This is a genomic window from Leptolyngbya sp. BC1307, assembly GCF_002286735.1.
Lineage (GTDB): Bacteria > Cyanobacteriota > Cyanobacteriia > Phormidesmidales > Phormidesmidaceae > Phormidesmis.
Window position 1 is genome coordinate 1 of record NZ_NRTA01000026.1, and the last position, 18,364, is coordinate 18,364.

At 53.3% G+C, this 18,364-nt stretch carries 11 protein-coding genes; 5 read left to right on the forward strand and 6 right to left on the reverse strand.

Features of this window, described 5'->3' with window-relative positions; genetic code table 11:
* The first annotated feature begins 145 nt into the window (after positions 1-145).
* The 4 genes from gloB to dnaB all read left to right on the forward strand — a co-directional run bounded on the left by gloB (position 146) and on the right by dnaB (position 6,084).
* Complete coding sequence (gloB, locus tag CKL79_RS14165; protein WP_121970235.1) at positions 146-919, forward strand: hydroxyacylglutathione hydrolase; 774 nt, start codon at positions 146-148, stop codon at positions 917-919.
* Between the two features lie 40 nt (positions 920-959).
* Positions 960-1,322, forward strand: coding sequence for a hypothetical protein (locus CKL79_RS14170; protein ID WP_121970236.1), 363 nt, complete (start codon positions 960-962; stop codon positions 1,320-1,322).
* Between the two features lie 63 nt (positions 1,323-1,385).
* On the forward strand, positions 1,386-1,847 hold the full coding sequence (rplI, locus tag CKL79_RS14175; protein WP_121970237.1) for a 50S ribosomal protein L9: 462 nt from the start codon (positions 1,386-1,388) through the stop codon (positions 1,845-1,847).
* Positions 1,848-1,974: 127 nt separating this feature from the next.
* Positions 1,975-6,084, forward strand: a complete 4,110-nt coding sequence (gene dnaB / locus CKL79_RS14180) for a replicative DNA helicase (protein WP_121970238.1) — start codon at positions 1,975-1,977, stop codon at positions 6,082-6,084.
* Positions 6,085-6,115: 31 nt separating this feature from the next.
* On the opposite strand, the gene stpA is transcribed toward dnaB, so the two are convergent.
* The 3 genes from stpA to gghA form a co-directional block, all read right to left on the reverse strand.
* Complete coding sequence (gene stpA, locus CKL79_RS14185) at positions 6,116-7,372, reverse strand: glucosylglycerol 3-phosphatase (protein ID WP_121970239.1); 1,257 nt, start codon at positions 7,370-7,372, stop codon at positions 6,116-6,118.
* Between the two features lie 141 nt (positions 7,373-7,513).
* Complete coding sequence (gene glpK, locus CKL79_RS14190; protein WP_121970240.1) at positions 7,514-9,028, reverse strand: glycerol kinase GlpK; 1,515 nt, start codon at positions 9,026-9,028, stop codon at positions 7,514-7,516.
* Between the two features lie 86 nt (positions 9,029-9,114).
* Positions 9,115-11,649, reverse strand: a complete 2,535-nt coding sequence (gghA, locus tag CKL79_RS14195) for a glucosylglycerol hydrolase (RefSeq protein WP_121970241.1) — start codon at positions 11,647-11,649, stop codon at positions 9,115-9,117.
* A 1,079-nt stretch (positions 11,650-12,728) separates the two neighbouring features.
* On the opposite strand from gghA, the gene ggpS reads away from it, so the two are divergent.
* On the forward strand, positions 12,729-14,231 hold the full coding sequence (gene ggpS / locus CKL79_RS14205) for a glucosylglycerol-phosphate synthase (RefSeq protein ID WP_121970243.1): 1,503 nt from the start codon (positions 12,729-12,731) through the stop codon (positions 14,229-14,231).
* 94 nt (positions 14,232-14,325) lie between these two features.
* On the opposite strand, the gene CKL79_RS14210 is transcribed toward ggpS, so the two are convergent.
* From CKL79_RS14210 to CKL79_RS14220, 3 genes are all read right to left on the reverse strand, one after another.
* A complete protein-coding gene (locus CKL79_RS14210; protein ID WP_121970244.1) occupies positions 14,326-14,967 on the reverse strand; it encodes a pentapeptide repeat-containing protein in 642 nt (213 codons plus the stop codon).
* Between the two features lie 51 nt (positions 14,968-15,018).
* Positions 15,019-16,437 (reverse strand): DICT sensory domain-containing protein, encoded by a 1,419-nt coding sequence (locus CKL79_RS14215; protein ID WP_240518863.1) that lies wholly within the window; start codon positions 16,435-16,437, stop codon positions 15,019-15,021.
* A 99-nt stretch (positions 16,438-16,536) separates the two neighbouring features.
* The gene (locus CKL79_RS14220; protein WP_121970246.1) at positions 16,537-18,132 is read right to left on the reverse strand and encodes a photosystem II high light acclimation radical SAM protein; all 1,596 of its coding nucleotides are present in this window, start codon (positions 18,130-18,132) and stop codon (positions 16,537-16,539) included.
* Between the last annotated feature and the right edge of the window lie 232 nt (positions 18,133-18,364).

Genomic DNA, 18,364 nt, shown 5'->3' on the forward strand with positions numbered 1-18,364 from the left:
TCGGAATAACCAGGAATTCTTAAGACAAACACCCATTGAAGCGCTAAGTCTTAGGAAGCTCCGTCTGTACCCGCAGGGTCAGAGGGAGAGACTTCACTGGGCCTTCCACTACTGACAGCCTTCTCACGCCTGACTACACGCCACTATGGAAATCTATCGCCTGCCTGCCCGCACTGACAACTACATTTATGTCTTGTATAACCCGGCTGATAGTACAGCAGCTGTGGTTGACCCTGCCGATGCCCCGCCTGTTCTTAAAAAGCTCAATGAGCTAGGCGCGACGCTGGTCACCATTTTTAATACGCACCACCACAATGACCATGTCGGCGGCAACCGCCAGCTACTAGAGCGCTTTCCTGAGGCGCAGGTCTATGGCGGCGCGCAAGATCAGGGGCGAATACCGGGGCAGCAGCATTTTTTAGGGCAGGGCGATCGCGTCCAATTCGCAGATCGTACCGGCGAAGTCTTTTTTGTCCCCGGTCACACCCGAGGTCATATTGCTTACTATTTCACGCCAGCGGCAGACGGAGAACCCGGCGATCTATTTCCTGGCGATACGCTGTTTGCGGGTGGCTGCGGCAAGCTATTTGAAGGGACGGCTGAGCAGATGGCGATTTCACTCGGCAAGCTGCGCCAGCTGCCAGACCAGACGCGAGTGTGGTGCGGCCATGAGTACACGCTGAATAATCTGAAGTTTGCAGTAAGCGTAGATGGGGGAAATGAGGAACTGCGATCGCGCCTAAAAACCGTTACCACTGCCCGTCAGCAAAACCAGCCCACCGTCCCCTCACTGCTCGCCGAAGAAAAAGCCACCAATCCCTTTCTCCGCTGGGACAGCCCCGCCCTACAGTCAGTTGCTCGCAGTCAAGACCCGGTCACGGTATTCGCCCGCATCCGCGAAATGAAGGATCGCTTCTAACAGAACCAATCAACGCACAGGGCAAACGCATCTAAATCTTATGAGCCAAGCATCGTCAGAAGATAACCTGACAGTGGATATCGGCGAACAAGCTGTAGTAGACAAAGCGCTTGATATAGCCTCAAAAAGGTTTAGAGCAACTGATTTAAGAGTTGTTAAGTCTAGTTTGATGAGTTACGAAGAAGCTCATGCACAGCTATTAGAACCCATAGAAACAGATCATCCGTTTCTCAATACACCGGTTCGAGTAGTAGAAATTTCTGGCTTCTTTCAAAGAAGAGAGCGTTCTCCATTTCAAAAAGAAGTATTAACGCCCGCCCCAACTTTTACGAAAGCCTACGTTGTTTTAAGAGCAGCCGACGGGTTACTGCTAGTTGTGAAAGCAGAGCAACCGCAATTTTAAGTTGCGCCTCGCGCCTAATTTCGGTAAGCTGATAAACTGCGCTGAAAAAATTTAGTAAGAGCCATGGCGAAAAAAAGAACTCAGTTAGTCCTCAATCAGGACGTGCCCAAACTTGGCAGCAACGGTGACCTGGTAGAAGTTGCCTCCGGCTATGCCCGCAACTACTTAATTCCGCGCAGTTTGGCCTACAGAGCGACACCCGGCGTACTCAAGCAGGTAGAGCGTCGTCGTGAGCAAGAGCGCCAGCGCTTAGAAGCAATCAAGCAAGAGGCCGAAGCGACGAAGACCGCGCTCAACACCATCGGCATGTTCACCGTGAAAAAAGCTGTCGGTGAAGACGAAGCTATTTTTGGAACGGTCACCGCTGCTGAGGTTGCTGAAGTGATTCAGGCAAACGCCGGTAAAGAAGTAGATCGCCGTGAAATCACCCTGCCCGACATCAATAAGCTCGGTGAGTACAAGGTAGATATCAAGCTGCACAGCGACGTGACGGCTACCATCAACCTGCGAGTCGCAGCTGATTAGCCTGACGATAGGCCATAGCGCATGCTTACTGGCGAACAGTACAAATGTTCGTTAACTTAATCAGGGTAGGGAGCTAATACTGCTTCCTACCCTTTTACTATTTAAAGCAGATTCTCTCCGCTTTCCCATGGTCCAAGAGCCCCGTTTCAAGCCCGCCATTGACCGCTTGCCACCCCAAAACATTGAGGCAGAAGAGGCCATCTTGGGCGGCATTTTAATTGATCCAGAGGCCGTGGGGCGAGTGACAGAAATTATCACCCCCGAAGCCTTTTATATTGGTGCGCACCGCAGCATTTACCAAGCAGCGCTAGATTTGCAGGCGCGAGGGCTGCCAACCGATATGATGGGCATTGCCTCCTGGCTCAAAGATAAAGGTACGCTAGAAAAAGTTGGCGGTCAGAGCCGTCTGGCACAGCTGGTAGACCGCACGATTAGCGCGGCCAATATTGACCAGTACGCTCAGCTGGTAATGGATAAATATACTCGCCGTAAGCTGATTCAGTCAGGCGGCGAAATTATTCAGCTCGGCTACGAAACTGAGACGCCTTTAGAATCGGTGCTTGACCAGTCTGAGCAAGCCCTGTTTGGCATTACCCAGGTGCGGCCTACCCAGGGCCTGACGGCTACCTCTGATATTCTCACCAGTACTTTTTCAGATATTGAGCAGCGATCGCTCGGCATGGTTCTTCCCGGCCTGGCCTGCGGTTTTTATGACCTAGACGCGATGACTCAGGGTTTTCAGCGCTCTGACCTGATTATTGCCGCTGCTCGTCCGGCAATGGGCAAGTGTCTCAGCGCGGAGGCCGAAATTTTACTAGCGGATGGCTCGGTTGCCACGATTGAAGCTATCTACAGGCGTAGACATGCAGACCTGTTAACGCTGAATGATAGTTTGCAATTTGAACTTACTCAACCTTCTGCTTTTGTAGACGATGGCGTTAAGCCTGTCTTTAGGGTGACGACTCGCTTAGGGCGGCAGGTCGAGACGACATTGACGCATCCCTACTTGACGATGAAAGGATGGCAGCCGCTGTCTGAACTAGCTGTGGGCGATCGCATTGCCGTCCCCAGACACTTACCTATCTTCGGCCAGCAGTCTCTCCCCGAGCATCAGGTCAAGCTCCTGGCCTATTTCATCGGAGATGGTGGCTTAACGGGAACCTCCCCCCGGTTCACGAATGCGAATTCTCTGATGCAAACTGACTTCAGCGAGGCAGCCTGCCAGTTTTCAGGGACTAAGGTTCGCGTAAATACCAGTGGCGGTACGCGAACCCCTTCTCTAATGGTCACAGCAGATACTGACAAGCTACTACAAGAACGCTGTGCTTTTGGTGAACGAGTTGAGCGATTAATGCGATCGCTCAACTTAGGTGGCAGGCTATTGGCCAGGCAACTCAACGTTAACCCTTCGCTCATAACCCAATGGCGTCAAGGAAGATGCGCCCCACAGCGAGAAACATTTGACCAGCTATGCGCCGCTCTCGAAGTTTCCGCAGAACAGCTAGCGCCGCAGGGGTACGAATCTATTCGGTGGACGGGCAAAAACTCAGTCACAGCATGGCTAGACGATCATGATCTTTGGGGACGTGGTGCCCATAACAAAACTATCCCCAAAGCTGTTTTCACTTTGCCAAAAGATCAGCTGTCGCTATTCTTAAACCGATTGTTTGCGACTGATGGATGGGCTTCTGTGCTCGCTAGCGGTCAGGCCCAAATCGGCTACGCTTCTGTCTGCGAAAAGTTGGCCCGGCAAATCCAGCATTTGCTGCTGCGTTTTGGTATTTTGGCCGCTATCAGGCGCCGTCAGGTGAAGTACAAAGAAACTCGACGGCCTGCTTGGCAGCTAGACATTACCGACGCCGAATCGCTCTCAACCTTTGCAACTGAGATTAGCATCTTTAGTAAAGAAGCAGCCGTTCGACAAGTTCTAGAAGTAGTAAAAGGCAAAAAATATCACGCCAATAAAGATCTTATCCCCGTAGAAGTTTGGGACACTCTAAAAGCGGCTAAAGGCAAGGAAAGCTGGTCAGGGCTCGCGCGCTCAGCAGAGCTGGCTAGCAGCAGCAATATTCACGTTGGGAAACGGGCGCTCAGCCGCCGCCGCTTGTCTGCTTTAGCGATCGCCCTCGATCACAAACCACTACAAGATCTAGCAACTAGCGACATCTATTGGGATGAAATTGTTTCAATCGAAGCAATCGGTGAGCAGCAAGTCTATGACCTGACGATTCCAGATACTCACAACTTTGTCGCTAATGACGTTTGCGTACATAACACCAGCTTCGTGCTGAACATTGCGCGCAATATCGCGGGTACTCACAAGCAGCCGGTCGCTGTCTTTAGCCTGGAGATGTCTAAAGCGCAGCTGATTTACCGTCTGCTCTCTTCAGAAGCCAAAATTGAAAGCGGTCGCCTGCGCACCGGGCGAATCTCTCAGCACGAGTGGGAGCCGATGGGCCATGCTATCAATACGCTCTCGCAGCTACCGATTTTTATTGACGATACGCCGGGCATCGGCGTTACCGAGATTCGCTCTAAGGCTCGCCGCTTGCAGGCCGAACAGGGGGGAACCCTGGGGCTAGTTTTGATTGACTACTTGCAACTGATGGAAGGTGCGGGCGATAACCGGGTGCAGGAGCTGTCAAAAATTACGCGATCGCTCAAAGGACTAGCCCGCGAACTCAATGTGCCGATCATTGCGCTCTCTCAGCTCAGTCGCGGCGTAGAGTCTCGTACTAACAAGCGCCCAATGATGTCTGACCTGAGAGAATGTGTCACGGGCGATACTTTGGTATGGCTAGCAGACGGTAGGCGGCTGCCTATTGCCAATCTGGTTGGTAAAACGCCTGAAGTCATTAGCCTGAATGCTCAAGGTCAGCTGATCAAAGCGAAGACAGATTTAGTCTGGCAAGTCGGTGTGAAGTCTATCTACGAAATCACAACTGCCAGCGGACGAAAGCTAAAAGCAACCGCTAAGCACCGTCTTTACACGTTCGACGGATGGCGGCGGCTACAAGCTCTAAAAGTTGGCGACCGGATTGCCGTTGCAAACCACATGCCTCAGCTATCTCCATCTGCAGAGCCCTGGCCTGACTTTAGAATCATTTTGCTCGGCCATCTCATTGGCGATGGCAGCTACCTGAAACACCAGCCTTTGCGATACACAACAGCTTCAGAGGAAAATAGCGCAGCCGTAAAAGCTGCCGCCGAAGCGTTTGACTGTAAGGTAAATCGACACATTGGCAAAGGAAACTGGCACCAGTTGGTTATTTCTGGAAACGGGAATCGCTGGCACCCTGCAGGTGTAGGACGCTGGCTGAAAGAATTGGGCATTTTCAACCAACGCTCGGCAGAAAAACATATCCCTGCTGAAGTTTTCAAGCTGCCAAATAGTCAAATTGCGCTCTTGCTCCGGCATCTATGGGCAACTGACGGCTGTATCGGCAGCTATCCGCAGCAGAATAGGAAGGAGAAAAGAATTAGTCTCTTTTTCTCTACAATTAGTGAGCGTTTGGCCCGGGATGTAATGGCTTTACTGTTACGATTGCAGATTTTGAGTCGGATGCGATGGTCAAAGTCTCAGTGCTACAACGTGCATATCTATGGGAAAGAGCATCAGCTCAGGTTCCTAAATTTAGTGGGCGCTTTTGGTCCTAAGGTAGAGGCTGCTGCTGTGGCCAAAGCCCAACTGCTGCAAATAGGTGAAGCGAATCCTAACCGAGACACCATTCCGGTTGAGGTCTTCACACTTGTCAAGCGAACCATGCAGGATCAAGGAATTTCTCAGCGCCGTATGGCCGCACTGGGAGGAACTTCCTACGGCGGATCCGCTCACTTTAAATTCTCTCCAACGCGAGACGTTGTTTCAAGCTATGCCAATATTTTAGAGAGCCAAGAACTCAAAGAGGTTGCAGCCTCACATATTTTTTGGGACGAGATCGTGTCCATTAAAGCCGTTGGCGAAGAACCAGTATACGATTTAACCGTTCCAGGGCCAGCTGCATGGATGGCAGATGGCCTTGTTTCGCACAACTCAGGCGCGATCGAGCAAGACGCAGATTTGATTATGATGCTCTACAGAGAAGAATATTACGACCCCGATACGCCTGATCGCGGCATTGCCGAAATCATTTTGACCAAGCACCGCAACGGGCCTACTGGCACGATAAAACTATTGTTTCAACCGGAGTATACGCAGTTTCTCAATCGCGCATCGGATCTGTCAAATCGCAGTTAGAACAGCAGTTTTTTGAAGAGGGATGCGCGCCCTAGAGAGGCTTTTGCGAGAGGCGATCGCCCGCTGCTCTGGCAAACACCTGACAATACTGCTCATATCCCCCAGGAAAAACGACGCTTAGCCGCAGCGGATCGGCATCGTCACCGGGGCCACGGACTACACTCCGTACGCCATTCTCATCAGCTAGTTGCAGCGGCTTGCGGTTCTTCAATTCGCCGCCGCTGCTGTCTACATAGACGGTAAGATTGCCGCTGTCAAAGACATCGTTCAGATTTTGAATGAGTTGGAGGAAATTGCGATCGCTTCCCCCCCGCTTCACCTGATCGCCCTGCACTTGCGCAGTCACCGTGTCACCCACCCCAACAATCATCGGCATCATCGCCGGGTCGAAATTAGCTTTGACCAGGTCAACTAGCGCCGTCATGTCGTGAGGAGCCTGACGCGCGTTGAAGTCTTTGCCCAGCGGGTAGCTGCCCGTACGCTGAAAATAATAGTGATTCAGCAGGGCTAGCACCCCGGCCTCTTTGATCGCACCGCGCAGCATAAACTGAAAATCTGTTGTCCCCGACTCTCCTGACTGGCCAAACCAGACAATCTCTTGACCCTCGGTATCTCGGCCTAAGTTAGGCGCATAGTGAATAAAGAAAGAATCTTCCATGCCCTGCTGAGCGGCCTGAGAAAGGAGATCTTGAAGGAGCGATCGCAGTCTCTTTTGCAGCGCTACGAAAACGTCATTGTCATCAGCAAAAAGCGGATAAACGCTGTTGAGATTGACCGTAGGCGAAGCGATGTTATCTAATACAGTGGCAGCGATATATCGATCCAGGTCTGGTAACAGAGGGGCAGGAGAAGTCTGCTTAAAGAACGCTCTCAAACAGGTTTCCATTTTCTCTGGCACCGCCTTAAGAAAAGCCAACTCCGCTTCGCTAACGCCCGGATGGGAGAACTCTCCACTGCGAATCTGCCACTGTACGCCCCCCGCAGCCAACCCTGGCAGATAGCTATTCTGCTTTTGCAGGTTAGCTGCATCCATACCAAAAGCTTGTTCAACAATCCGATTGATTCCTCGCCTGCCGATATGTTCGCCGTTGGTCAGCACGTAAAAATGAGTACCAAATGCCCGCGTCGCACTCACATAGTCGGTGCTAATGCGGCGAGTCAGCGGATCGTTAACTAGGCCCATACAGACACCGTCAAGATCCTGAATGATCAACAGATTTTCGGTGGTGGCTAGCGCGCGAACAAACGTCTCATGATCAAGAGAGAGATTTTGAAGAGAAGCTGGCATAAATTTTTAAGAGAGGGTGTAAGTAAAAACTGAAGAAAGAGCACGCAGGAAAATTCTCAACGTCAAAGCGCTAAGGGATCTACCCTGACATTTTGACGTTGAAACATTATCTAAAGGTAAAATCCTACAGATAAAAACCGACTAGACCCATGCCTTTGCCCGCGCTACGGCCTTTTGCCACTGAGCAAAATGTTCAGCGGTGACTCTATCTGGCTGCGGTTCAAACACGCGGTCTACCTTGCGGGTAGCGACAAGGGCTTCGTAATCGTCCCAAAACCCGGTTGCCAATCCTGCTGCAAAAGCGGCCCCCTGCGCTGTCGCATCTCGCACCTCGGGCCGCTCTACGGGTATGCCCAGCGCATCTGCCTGAAACTGCATCAAAAAGTTGTTATTGCAGGCTCCGCCATCTACCTTTAAGCGGCCAATGGGTGTCTCGCAGTTGGCATTGACCGCATCGACGACTTCTTTAACCTGAAAGGCGATCGCCTCTAAAACCGCCCGTACCATGTGCTCCCGCTGCGCACCGCCGGTGAGCCCCATAAAGGCCCCGCGCGCCGACATATCCCAGTGGGGTGCGCCTAAGCCACTCAGGGCTGGCACGAAGTAAACGCCATCGCTGTCAGGCACCTGCGCTGCTAATTTTTCTGTCTCCGCTGCGCTGCTGATCAGCTTCAGCCCGTCGCGCAGCCACTGAATGCAGGCACCGCTGGTAAACATCGCGCCTTCTAAGGCATAGCCAACCTGCTCAGATTGAGCGCTTGCTTTGCGGCTGTCAGCGGCTTCACTCCAGGCAATGGTGCTGAGTAGCTGCGGGGCTCGGACGACTTCGCCGCCTGTATGAGCCACCAAAAAGCTGCCGGTGCCGTAGGTGCATTTCAGTAAGCCGGGGCGATCGCACCCGTGGGCAAACAGCGCCGCCTGCTGATCGCCGAGAATAGCCATGATCGGAATTTCTACGCCCAAAATGCTCTTATCCAGCTGGCCAAATTCGCCCAGGCTCGGCTGGATCTGGGGCATCAAACTAGCAGGAATGCCAAATAGATCTAGCAGTTCGCTGTCCCACTGATGGGTAGACAGGTTGAGCAGCATAGTGCGGCTAGCATTGCTGTGGTCAGTCGCGTGGACTTTGCCGCCGGTCAGGTTCCACAGCGCCCAGGTGTCTATCGTGCCCGCGAGAACATTGCTGAAGTCGTTCACCCCGTTTTGCTTAACCGTATCTAGCAGCCAGTTCAGCTTGGTTGCTGAAAAGTAAGCGTCAAGAATCAGGCCAGTTTTATCGGCGATCATCTCCGCCTTGCCCTCGGCCCGCAGCTGATCGCACAGCGGCGCAGTGCGGCGATCTTGCCAGACAATTGCCGGGTGTAGTGGCTGGCCAGTTGTCTTGTCCCACAGCAGGCAAGTTTCTCGCTGTACCGTCAGACCGATGGCAGCAATCTCGGTCGCTTCAGTCTGAGCATCGGTCAGCGCAGTTTTCATCACCTGGACGACGGCCTGCCAAATTTCGGTCGCGTCGTGCTCTAGCCAGCCCGGTTTGGGGTAATGCTGCGTCAGCTCCTGGTAGGCCTGGCCGACGATATGGCCGCTGTGGTCAAACAAAATGGCGCGATTGCCAGTGGTGCCCAGATCAAGGGCCATGATGTACTGAGGTTGGCTCATGGCGTTTTTCTATTAATGAATGCTCCCTTTCGACTGTAGACCCCTGCCTGCCAGATCGCGAGCCCAAGCCATGATTGTTCAAGATCTCAAGGCCGATTCTCCAGTAAAACGGCTTGGCCATCCTCTAGCGTTAGCCCTTTTAAGGCTTCGGCTTCGGCCACGACTAGTCCTGGCGAAGTCATGACGACGCGCCATTCGTGAGGATCTAGCTGCAGCCAGTCGAGTAAAGCGGTCTGTGCCGGATTGCCGCCCATATGAGCGAGCAGGGCAATTTTCTTAGGCTCGATAATCGGGCTCGATTGAGCCGGGCTAGGCTGCGATCGCACCCCATAAAACAAAGTGTGGCCCGATTCGCTAACGCGGTTGAACCGGTCAGTTCCCGAAAGATTTTCCATCAGCCAGGGGTTGGCCTGTCGGTATTGGCGCATGGCTAGGTTGAAGGCAGCGCGATCGCCATTCACACCCGCCGCGAAGTGAGAGACCCGGCTAAACTCATGGCAATCTTCCATGAAAGCCAGCGCAAAAGCCTTGAGCTGAGCCGCTTCTAAGTTATGGCAAAACGCCTCCAGCGCAGGCTCTTGCACCAGGCCATCGGGCTCTAAGCTCCACCGACGACAAAAGCGAGCGACCAGCGCCAGGTCATACTCAAACTTTTCCATAGCGGTGGTCAGCATCTGGGTAAAGCGCCGCAGCAGGGCTAGCCGCTCAAAGCCAAACTGCTTCAGGCCGGTAAAGAAATGAGGCCGCTCATAGCTTTCGGGCGTCACCTGCCAGTCTAAAAAGCCAAACTCTTCAGCGGCGACCTTGACGCCATAGCGGTCGTCAGTACTGCGGAAAAATCCCCAGCCGCTGTGCATTAGCGCATTCAAAAATTCCATCGGCAGGCCCGGACTAAAGCCATAGACCCACAGCGTCACCGCCGGATTGTCGTAGGCGTTATCAAGCACTTCTGGCAGCGTCTCGCCCAAGTTCCAGTTGATATCGACATCGGTCGCAATCTGAGTACCTCGCCGCACCGTATCGTGGTTGCCGCAGCCGGTAATCCAGCGATCACCCTTCTGCATCACCTCCTGCACACGCGGCCATTTGTAGTCCCAATAGCCCTTCAGCGCTGGCGTATTGTGCGCAAAAATCAGCGGGCCCCACTGAAAGGCATCGGGGCGCAAGTCAATCAGCTCCCGGTAGGTAGAAGTCGTCTCCCAGCCTTCTGCGGGCCAGGGGCGACCGTCTTCAAAAATGGTAAACATCAGCCGCTGAGCGCCGTTGATTTCCTGCACCACGTCGCTCATGGCCATCAGGTAGTTGTCGTCATACTCCAGCCGACCGGAGAAGGGGTTAAAAAAGCGAAAGTCCTGCCCGCCGTCGATGCGAATACCGTCGATTCCCGTATTGAGCTTGCGCCGCTGCATCTCTAACAGCGTCGCTCGCACCATCGGCAGCGTATGGCTGAGGTCTTGCCCATACATATTTGGCCCCGCGAGAAACTGGCGGCTGAGCAAGTCGAGCGCCTGATTGTCTGAATGGCCGTAGACGAGGTCATAAATCACCTGAATGGGCTTACCCGGAAAGCTGTGCAGCTCAGCGATAAAGTCAATCACCTCGTCCGGGCGCAGACTGCCTAAGAGCGACGCATTGGTCGCCGAAGACCCCAAAATCGGCACGTCGTACCCCCAGTTCAGCGTATCTGGCGGGCGCAGCGTGATCTGGAGCGGCTCGCGCGTACAGACCGGGCCGTCGGTGCCGTAAACCGCATGATAGCTCTCAGGGGCAAAGCTAAAAAAGTCGCGATCGCTATCTTCTGAACGATATTCAATCGTGGGCTCAGTAGGCAACAGCTGCACCGCATCGTAGCCAATGTAGTTTTGCTCTGCTGGCGTCAGGGACTCGCCCTGCTCCATTTTTTGGGCAATCTGCCGGTAAACCTCAGTCAAACCGGACAGGGTGCCGGTCGCTGAGGCCGTAGGCACGTGCAGCTGCAAAATATTGCAGGGCGCAGCAGTGCGGGGCAGGGCAGGCTCATCGCCAGTGGCCGCTGGCGTCACGGGTTCAGCTTGAGCGGCCTGGGTGAAGTAGTCGCGATCGCGCCGGTTTTGCTGCAGCCGGTCAAAGTCGTACAGTTCTGCGGGCGCAAACACGCCATAGGGCAGGGAGTAAGGAGCCACATCGCGCACTGTATATAGCTGGCCGTCATTAAAGTCGCGGTAGCGCAGCCAGTAGAGGCTGCCGAGCTGATCGCGCGATCCCGACTGCATACCGCTGACCACCGCCCAGACAAATTCGCCCTGGAGTGATGGCTCAACACATTCGTAGCGAAACGACACGGTCTGCTGTGGCTGAGAGAAATCTACTGGTTCGAGTGGGGTAAATATCTCTAGATAGATATTATTGCGCTCATTCGGCAAAATCTGGCCCGCCAGCTTCGGCACCCAAAAGCCAATCTCCGTCAGGCCATCGGCGCAGACGTGAGCCCCTAGCCGCCGAGCTAACTGCTGACCAATCTCAAAATAAGTCGCTCCAGACTCACCGACTTCGACCGCCCAAGCTGAGAGGGCTGCGGTTTCTGGCTCCTGCAGCTCGACCGGGGGAAGTGAAAGGGCGCGCTCGGAGAGAGGATGGCTCATAAACAGTCCTAGTGTGCAAGTCCTGGTGTGCAAAAAGGGTAGTCTACATTCTTACGCAATCAAACGCCGGATCAGACATACGGTCAGCCACGCACTCGAAGCGCCGCTATTCGCAGGTCTCACCAGCGCGGTTAAAGACGCGGTTAAAAATGAATGCTGCTTTCTGTCCACTACTCTAAACCTAATTCCTGGAATAGGAAAAGCTTTTCTCTATCTGAACCTATGCCTGACTGAGTTCGGCTAATCCACTCATAGCCGTCCGCCCGAGCAGCGATCGCCTCTATTCCAAACGGCTAGCGGCAGGCAGCGCTTAAGATTGTCTGTCTATAGGAAGATCCCTAAACTACACCGTGAGAGGTATTGTCTACACTGACACTATCGAGTAAACATTTGCCCTATAAATTCGCCTGCTAATTTAAAGTAACCCTTGGCTGCTTCTCTTAAATTTCAATCAGGTTAGGTTAGTCAATCCGAGTAGCTCAACAGCATCTAGCCTTAACATTTAGCTTCGACGATCTCTATCAAGGGCTGATCATCTTAGCTTGTTTATATTGTTGCATTAGCTGTTGTATTGAGCGCGTTGTATTGAGCGCTGAGAGCCTCTTCTACAAGGTTTTCTCGGCAGAAGCGGTCAGACTTCTCCCCCGCTTTCATGCTCGTCCAACGCCAGCCAAGCCAGCCAAGCTGCGGTAGCGTAACCAACTGAGCAGTTGGATAAACGGGTAACCCGATAGACGGGGCCGCAACAGCGATTGACCATTTATCCGAAGCGCTGTACTGCCCCACCCCAAGCATTTTGTCTTGAGCAAGACGGCAGCGGCGCTAGCCAACGCCTTGATTTAGTGTGACTATTGGGTGGGGCACTCATCGCCGCTCTCAGGGCGAACTAGCTACAGCCTGAATTAAGAAGGGGCTGCAGAATAGGGCTTTATTCGCCGCAGTGACGGCCGGCTGGATTTATCTTCAGTCAGCCAACGGTGTTGATCAGGCGCTAAATATAAATATAAAGGCAAAATCGCCAACCGATTTTTCGCCTGAACCCGCTGTACATTTGCTAACTCTCCGGAGGTTTTTCATCTATGAAATCATCCCTTGTTATTCTTTATCACCGCGAGCCGTACGATGAGGTCATCGAAAATGGTCAGACCTACTATCGAGAAAAGAAAAGCCCAAACGGTATTCTACCGACTATCAAGAGCTTTTTTGCCAGCGCTGAGCAAAGCACCTGGATCGCTTGGAAACAGATAAACCCCAATCAAAAGAACAGCTTTAAAGAGCGCATGAGCTTCGAGGGCAATGAGAACGGTACTGTGCGTCGAATTCCGCTCAGCGCCGAGCAAGTGAAGAATTTTTATCACGTTACCTCCAAAGAAGCTTTTTGGCCAATTCTGCACTCTTTTCCCTGGCAGTTTACCTACGAATCTTCTGACTGGGAGAACTTTCAAGATATCAACAAACGGTTTGCTGATGCTGCTTGCGAAGATGCTGCCGATGACGCGCTGATCTGGATTCATGACTACAACCTGTGGTTGACGCCCTACTACATTCGTCAGCAGCGACCGAATGCCAAGATTGTCTTTTTTCACCATACGCCTTTTCCTGGTCCCGATGCTTTCAACGTGCTGCCCTGGCGCGAAGAGATTGTTGAAAGCATTCTCTGTTGTGATGTGTGCGGCTTTCACATTCCGCGCTACGTGGAGAACTTTGTGGCGATCGCCCAAGGTCTCTGCGACATCGAGATTGTCAAAAGAGAGCCCGTCGCCAAAGAATTTACCCCGCGCGGCACTGCCTTAGCCGTTCCAGAAATTACCACACAGGTGCGCTACAAAGGGCAGCTCGTTCACTTAGGGGCTTTCCCAGTGGGTACGAATGTTAACTTTATTCGCTCCGTTGTCGAGAAGCCATCGGTGAAAAAGCGAGTTGAAGAGATTCGCGCAGAAATGGGAGGCGAGCGCCAGCTCATTGTCTCTGCCGGGCGGGTGGACTATGTGAAAGGCACCAAGGAAATGCTGCTGTGCTACGAGCGCCTGCTAACCCGGCGGCCAGAGCTGCAAGGCAAAATTAACTTTGTCGTCGCGGTCGCTAAGCCAGCAACCGGCATGCGAATTTACAAGACCGCGCAAAGCGAAATCGAGCGGCTCGTCGGTAAAATCAACGGTCGCTTCGCGAAGCTGAGCTGGACACCAATTTTACTCTTTACTTCAGCGCTGCCTTTAGAAGAGATTTTGGCGCTGTATGCGGCAGCAGATATTGCCTGGATTACACCCCTGCGAGACGGTCTGAATCTGGTCGGCAAAGAGTTTGTGGTGGCCAAAGGCGGGGAGGATGGCGTGCTGGTCTTCTCTGAATTTGCCGGAGCAGCGGTAGAACTGCCGGACGCGGTGCTGACAAACCCCTACGCCGATAGCAGCATGGATCGGGCAATCGACCAGGCGCTCGCGATGGAGCCCGAAGAGCGCAAGAAGCGGATGGGCCGCATGTACGAAGCGGTGAAAGCCTATGACGTAGATCGCTGGGCAGCTGAACTGCTCGGCTCTGTCGACAAGATAGAGAAAGCGGAGAAGGCAGCGATCGCCGTTTAAGCCACCACAGGTCCGCTCGACACAGTCAGACACCCGATGCTCAAAGCTATCAACTGGCAGTGAGCATCGGGTGTTTTCGCAGTTAGGGCAATTATTAATCTAATATCGTGCCGGTCGTACAGGCCCCGGTCAGGTTGGCACCCGCCATGATGGCATCCTGAAAGTCGGCGCACAGCAAGTTAGCGCGAGCCAGAGAAGCGCCCGTAAAGTTAGCGGCCTGTAGATTGGCTTCTTCCAGGTTGGCCTCGCTCAGGGTTGCGCCCTGCAGGTCGGCCCGAGAAAAGTCGGTGCTGCGCAGGGTGCTGTCACTGAGATTGGCCCCGCGCAGATCCGCGCCGCGAACATCAGCCCCTTTAAGGTTCGCGCCCATTAGCGAGGCCCCGCTCAAAAAAGCGCCGGTAAGGCTAGCACCCGTCAGCTTAGCGCCCATTAAGTTAGCGCCTCGTAAGTTAGCGCCCCGCAGGTCTGCGCCAGTGAGGTCGCACTGCATCAGGTTTGCGCCCCATAGATTGGCGCGCAGATCAGCCCCAGCCAGGTTAGCCCCAACCAGGTTACTACCCTCTAAGTGAGCGCGGTTGAGATTGGCCCGGCTCAGGTCGCAGCCAGAGAGGATTGCACCCGCTAGCTGCACGCCGGACAGGTCGCAGCCCGCTAAATCGGACTCTTCTAAGTTGGCACCGGCTAGCTTTTTGAGATTGCCCGCCCGGACTGCGTCAATGTCAATTGGTTCACTCATTTTTGTGCGCTGCAAAAAATAGGATGTATGCAAAGGTGTCTGAGGAGAAGCTTAAGTAGACTTCGTCTTCTCAGAAACAGAGAACGATGGCCAGGAATCTGCTACCTCAGGATTGAGTAGACCGGTGCCCATAGACAGTTTGAGTGGAATGGTCGGCAGACTCAGGCCCTGCTGCAAGCCCGTCACCAAAAAGCCCAATATCTCTAAAAGCTTAGGATCCCAGTGATCGTCCGCCTCAGCCTGACAGTCGGCAAAGGCATCGGTAACATGCTGCCATTCATTTTCGGCAGTTGGGGATAGGGATACCGCCTTCGGGTGGGTCTGCTGACTAGCTTCGTAGCGACGATGGGCCGCCGCCTGCTGAAAGGCTGCTACCAGGCCCAATATTCTGGACTCCACCGGAATTTTGTCGCCTTCCAGACCCGCTGGCTGACCGCTGCCATCCCACCACTCATGCTGGTGAGAAATGATTTGCGCGATCGCCCTGAGCCTGGGCAATACCCGCAGCGTCTGCGCGCCCGGATGCAGCGGGCAGCTATCGCCCTCTTGGTTGCCCATCGTGTGGTCATCAAACTGAGCAGGCGCAATCCGATGCAGCAAGCTCGCCAGCCGCAGTCGCTGCATTTGCCACACCGGCAGATCTAGAAACTGACCCATTATTTCTGAGAGCGAGGCCACTTCTGCTGCTGCCAGCGGATTAGTCGGGTCGGCCAAATCAGCGAGCTGAGCCATACGCAAGTAAGCTTGCAGCTCATTAGAAACCAAATTTTGGCTAAGGGCACCCGCAAACTTAAACGTTTCGGTTTGTTCGACCTGGCGATCGCCTCCTTGCAAATAGTCCACCACACGCATCACCACATTGCCAATTTCATTGGTCTTAGTGGCAGCTTCTGCGTCTATTTTGGCCAATTTTGCTTCTAGCTGAGCCTGCACATCAGGAGCATAGCGGCCCACGTGATCGGCAGTGATCGCAATCGTCTCTCCCACCAGCACCGGATCAAACGTCCAAAACCCATAGAACTTACGCTCTAAATCGTTTTCTGGCGGCCCCTTCGGACCATACTCTTCATCGGTTAGCTCCTGACACAGCACCATCGCACTGTAAGTAGAGCCCATAATCATCAGGTGCCACTCTTGCGCTACCGGATCATCTTTATCGAGCTCAACTAGCGTGACATTTTCGCGCGACCCCGTTGGATGCTCAGCAAAACCTGCCCCCGCTGCCGCCATAATCACAATCTGGTCAGCTGTATCGGCAATGTCGCTATAGCGATCAGCCTCTTCCAAATACCACTTACCCTGCTGAAAGGCCGTCACCATCAGCGGCGACGTTTTAGTGGCGAGCACAGCATCCTCTAGCGCATGGCAAAGTGCCACCAGCGTATTTTTGTAATACACCCCAAAGTTGAGTGGAGTGCGGCCTGAGGCTTCAGAATCACGCGACGAGTCAGCGCTATCGTGGCCACGCACAAGCCTTTGAAGAATGGAACCCGCCAACATGTTTTTACTAAGACCTTGTTAGATAAAGAGTATAAAAAACTGAAAACAAACTGTTCAAAACCGCTGACCTTATGATACCCCAGCCAGGGTACGGGTTTCCCCCTTCACGGGCGCGCTCAACGCCTCGGACAGCGGCACCGTCCCTAGCCGCTGCTCTAAAATCTTCATCACCGCCCGGCCAAAGTCATTCGGATTTTCACGCATCGCCTCTAAGCAAACATCGCCAAAGAAAGCGCCCAGTTCACCCGGGTTCCACAGCAGCTTCAGAGCGACCCAGGGTAAATAGATAGCCAGTGGATTGTAGCCACGCTTGAGAATGTTGTTTTTAAAGGCGTACTCCTCTAGGTGAGTATGAGGCTGCAAGCCAATAAAGAAGATAGCTGGCTCTACTTTATCCACGCCAAAGATGTTCTCTAGCTCGCGGTGGTAGGCGACCGTCTGGCGAATGGTCTCATCGCGCTCATCGATCACATTAAACGAATAGTTCACAGAGACAAAGGCATCAAACCCAGCTGCCTTAAGGTCGCGGCAGTTTTGCAGCACCGTCTTCAAGTTGTAGCCCATGCGCATTTTTCTGACCAGCTCTTGCGAGCCACTGGTAATGCCAATTTCAAAGTAGTTCATTCCGGTGGCGACCATCAGTTCGCACAGCCGAGGCGTCAGGTTATCGGCGCGAATGTAGGCGGCCCAATTAATATCAGTCATGCCAGAGGCTAGAATTTTCTCTAGCAGCTCAACCGCATCATCGATGTAGCGCTTAGCCGGAATAAACTGCGCATCGGTAAACCAAAACTTGCGAATGCCCCGGTCATAGAGCTGGCGCATTTCTTTAACCACTTCATCGGCCGGGTTGATCCGTACCTGCTTGCCTTCTACAACGGTATAAATGCAGTAGCAGCAGTTGTGCGGACAGCCGCGCTTGGTCTGCACCCCGATGTAAAAATCTTGCTCTTGCAGGTAATACTCAAACTCCGGCCACATCGCCTCGATGTAGTCATAATCACAGGCAGACTTTTCGACCGGGGTCGGCCACTCATGGATCAGGCGCTCTCGGGGAGACTCACCGACGACATAACAGCGTTCTCCTGAAAAATCTTCGCCGCGCAGCAGCTTTTCTAGCAGTGTTTCGCCTTCACCGACTGAGACGATAGTGCCCGCAGGCAGCGTGTTCTGCATCTGCTCATAAAATACGCTGACCGCGCCACCGCCAACGACCACTTGGGCGGCTGGCTGATAGCGACGAGCCCGATTGAGCCCTCGTTTGATCAGCTTTTCGTTACGGCGCAGTTCGGCCAGGTAAGTACCCACCATCCGGGCTCCGCCTAGGGCTCCGCGCAGTTTCACCAAAGGGTTGGATGCGTAGGCAAATTCAAAAGCGTTTTGCAGCGGATTACCGCCCCGCCCACCAACCGGCGCATAAATTTGAATGTCTCGCCATGAGAAGACTAGCAGCGTTGGCTGAAAGCGATCAATGCGTTCATCAAGTGCAGCTGTAAAGTCCAAAGGGGGCACGGTGCCCATGTCAAAAATCTGCTGCTCTACGTCGGCAAAGCACTTGTGCACGTGATCTGCCAGATAAACCACGCCGATCGGGAAGATCGGATTACAGGGAAGGCGAACGTAGAGAATGCGTTGGTTGAACCTCTCTTGTGGAGAATCATTCATAGCAGGAGGTAGGGTGCAGCAGGAGGATTTACAAGTCTGTTAGCGCTGTCGTCGGTAGCAAACGGTGGGTCAATCAGAATATCTCAGTTTTTTCATATATCTTTACGATAGCACTGACATCCTTAAGCGGTGGCGTTCTGGCAAAATTTTCTGATGTCTTTCACCCAAAAATTTTAGCCTACGGGTCTCTAGTAGCGACATGAGCGTGATTCAGCGGCAGATTAATGCAGAT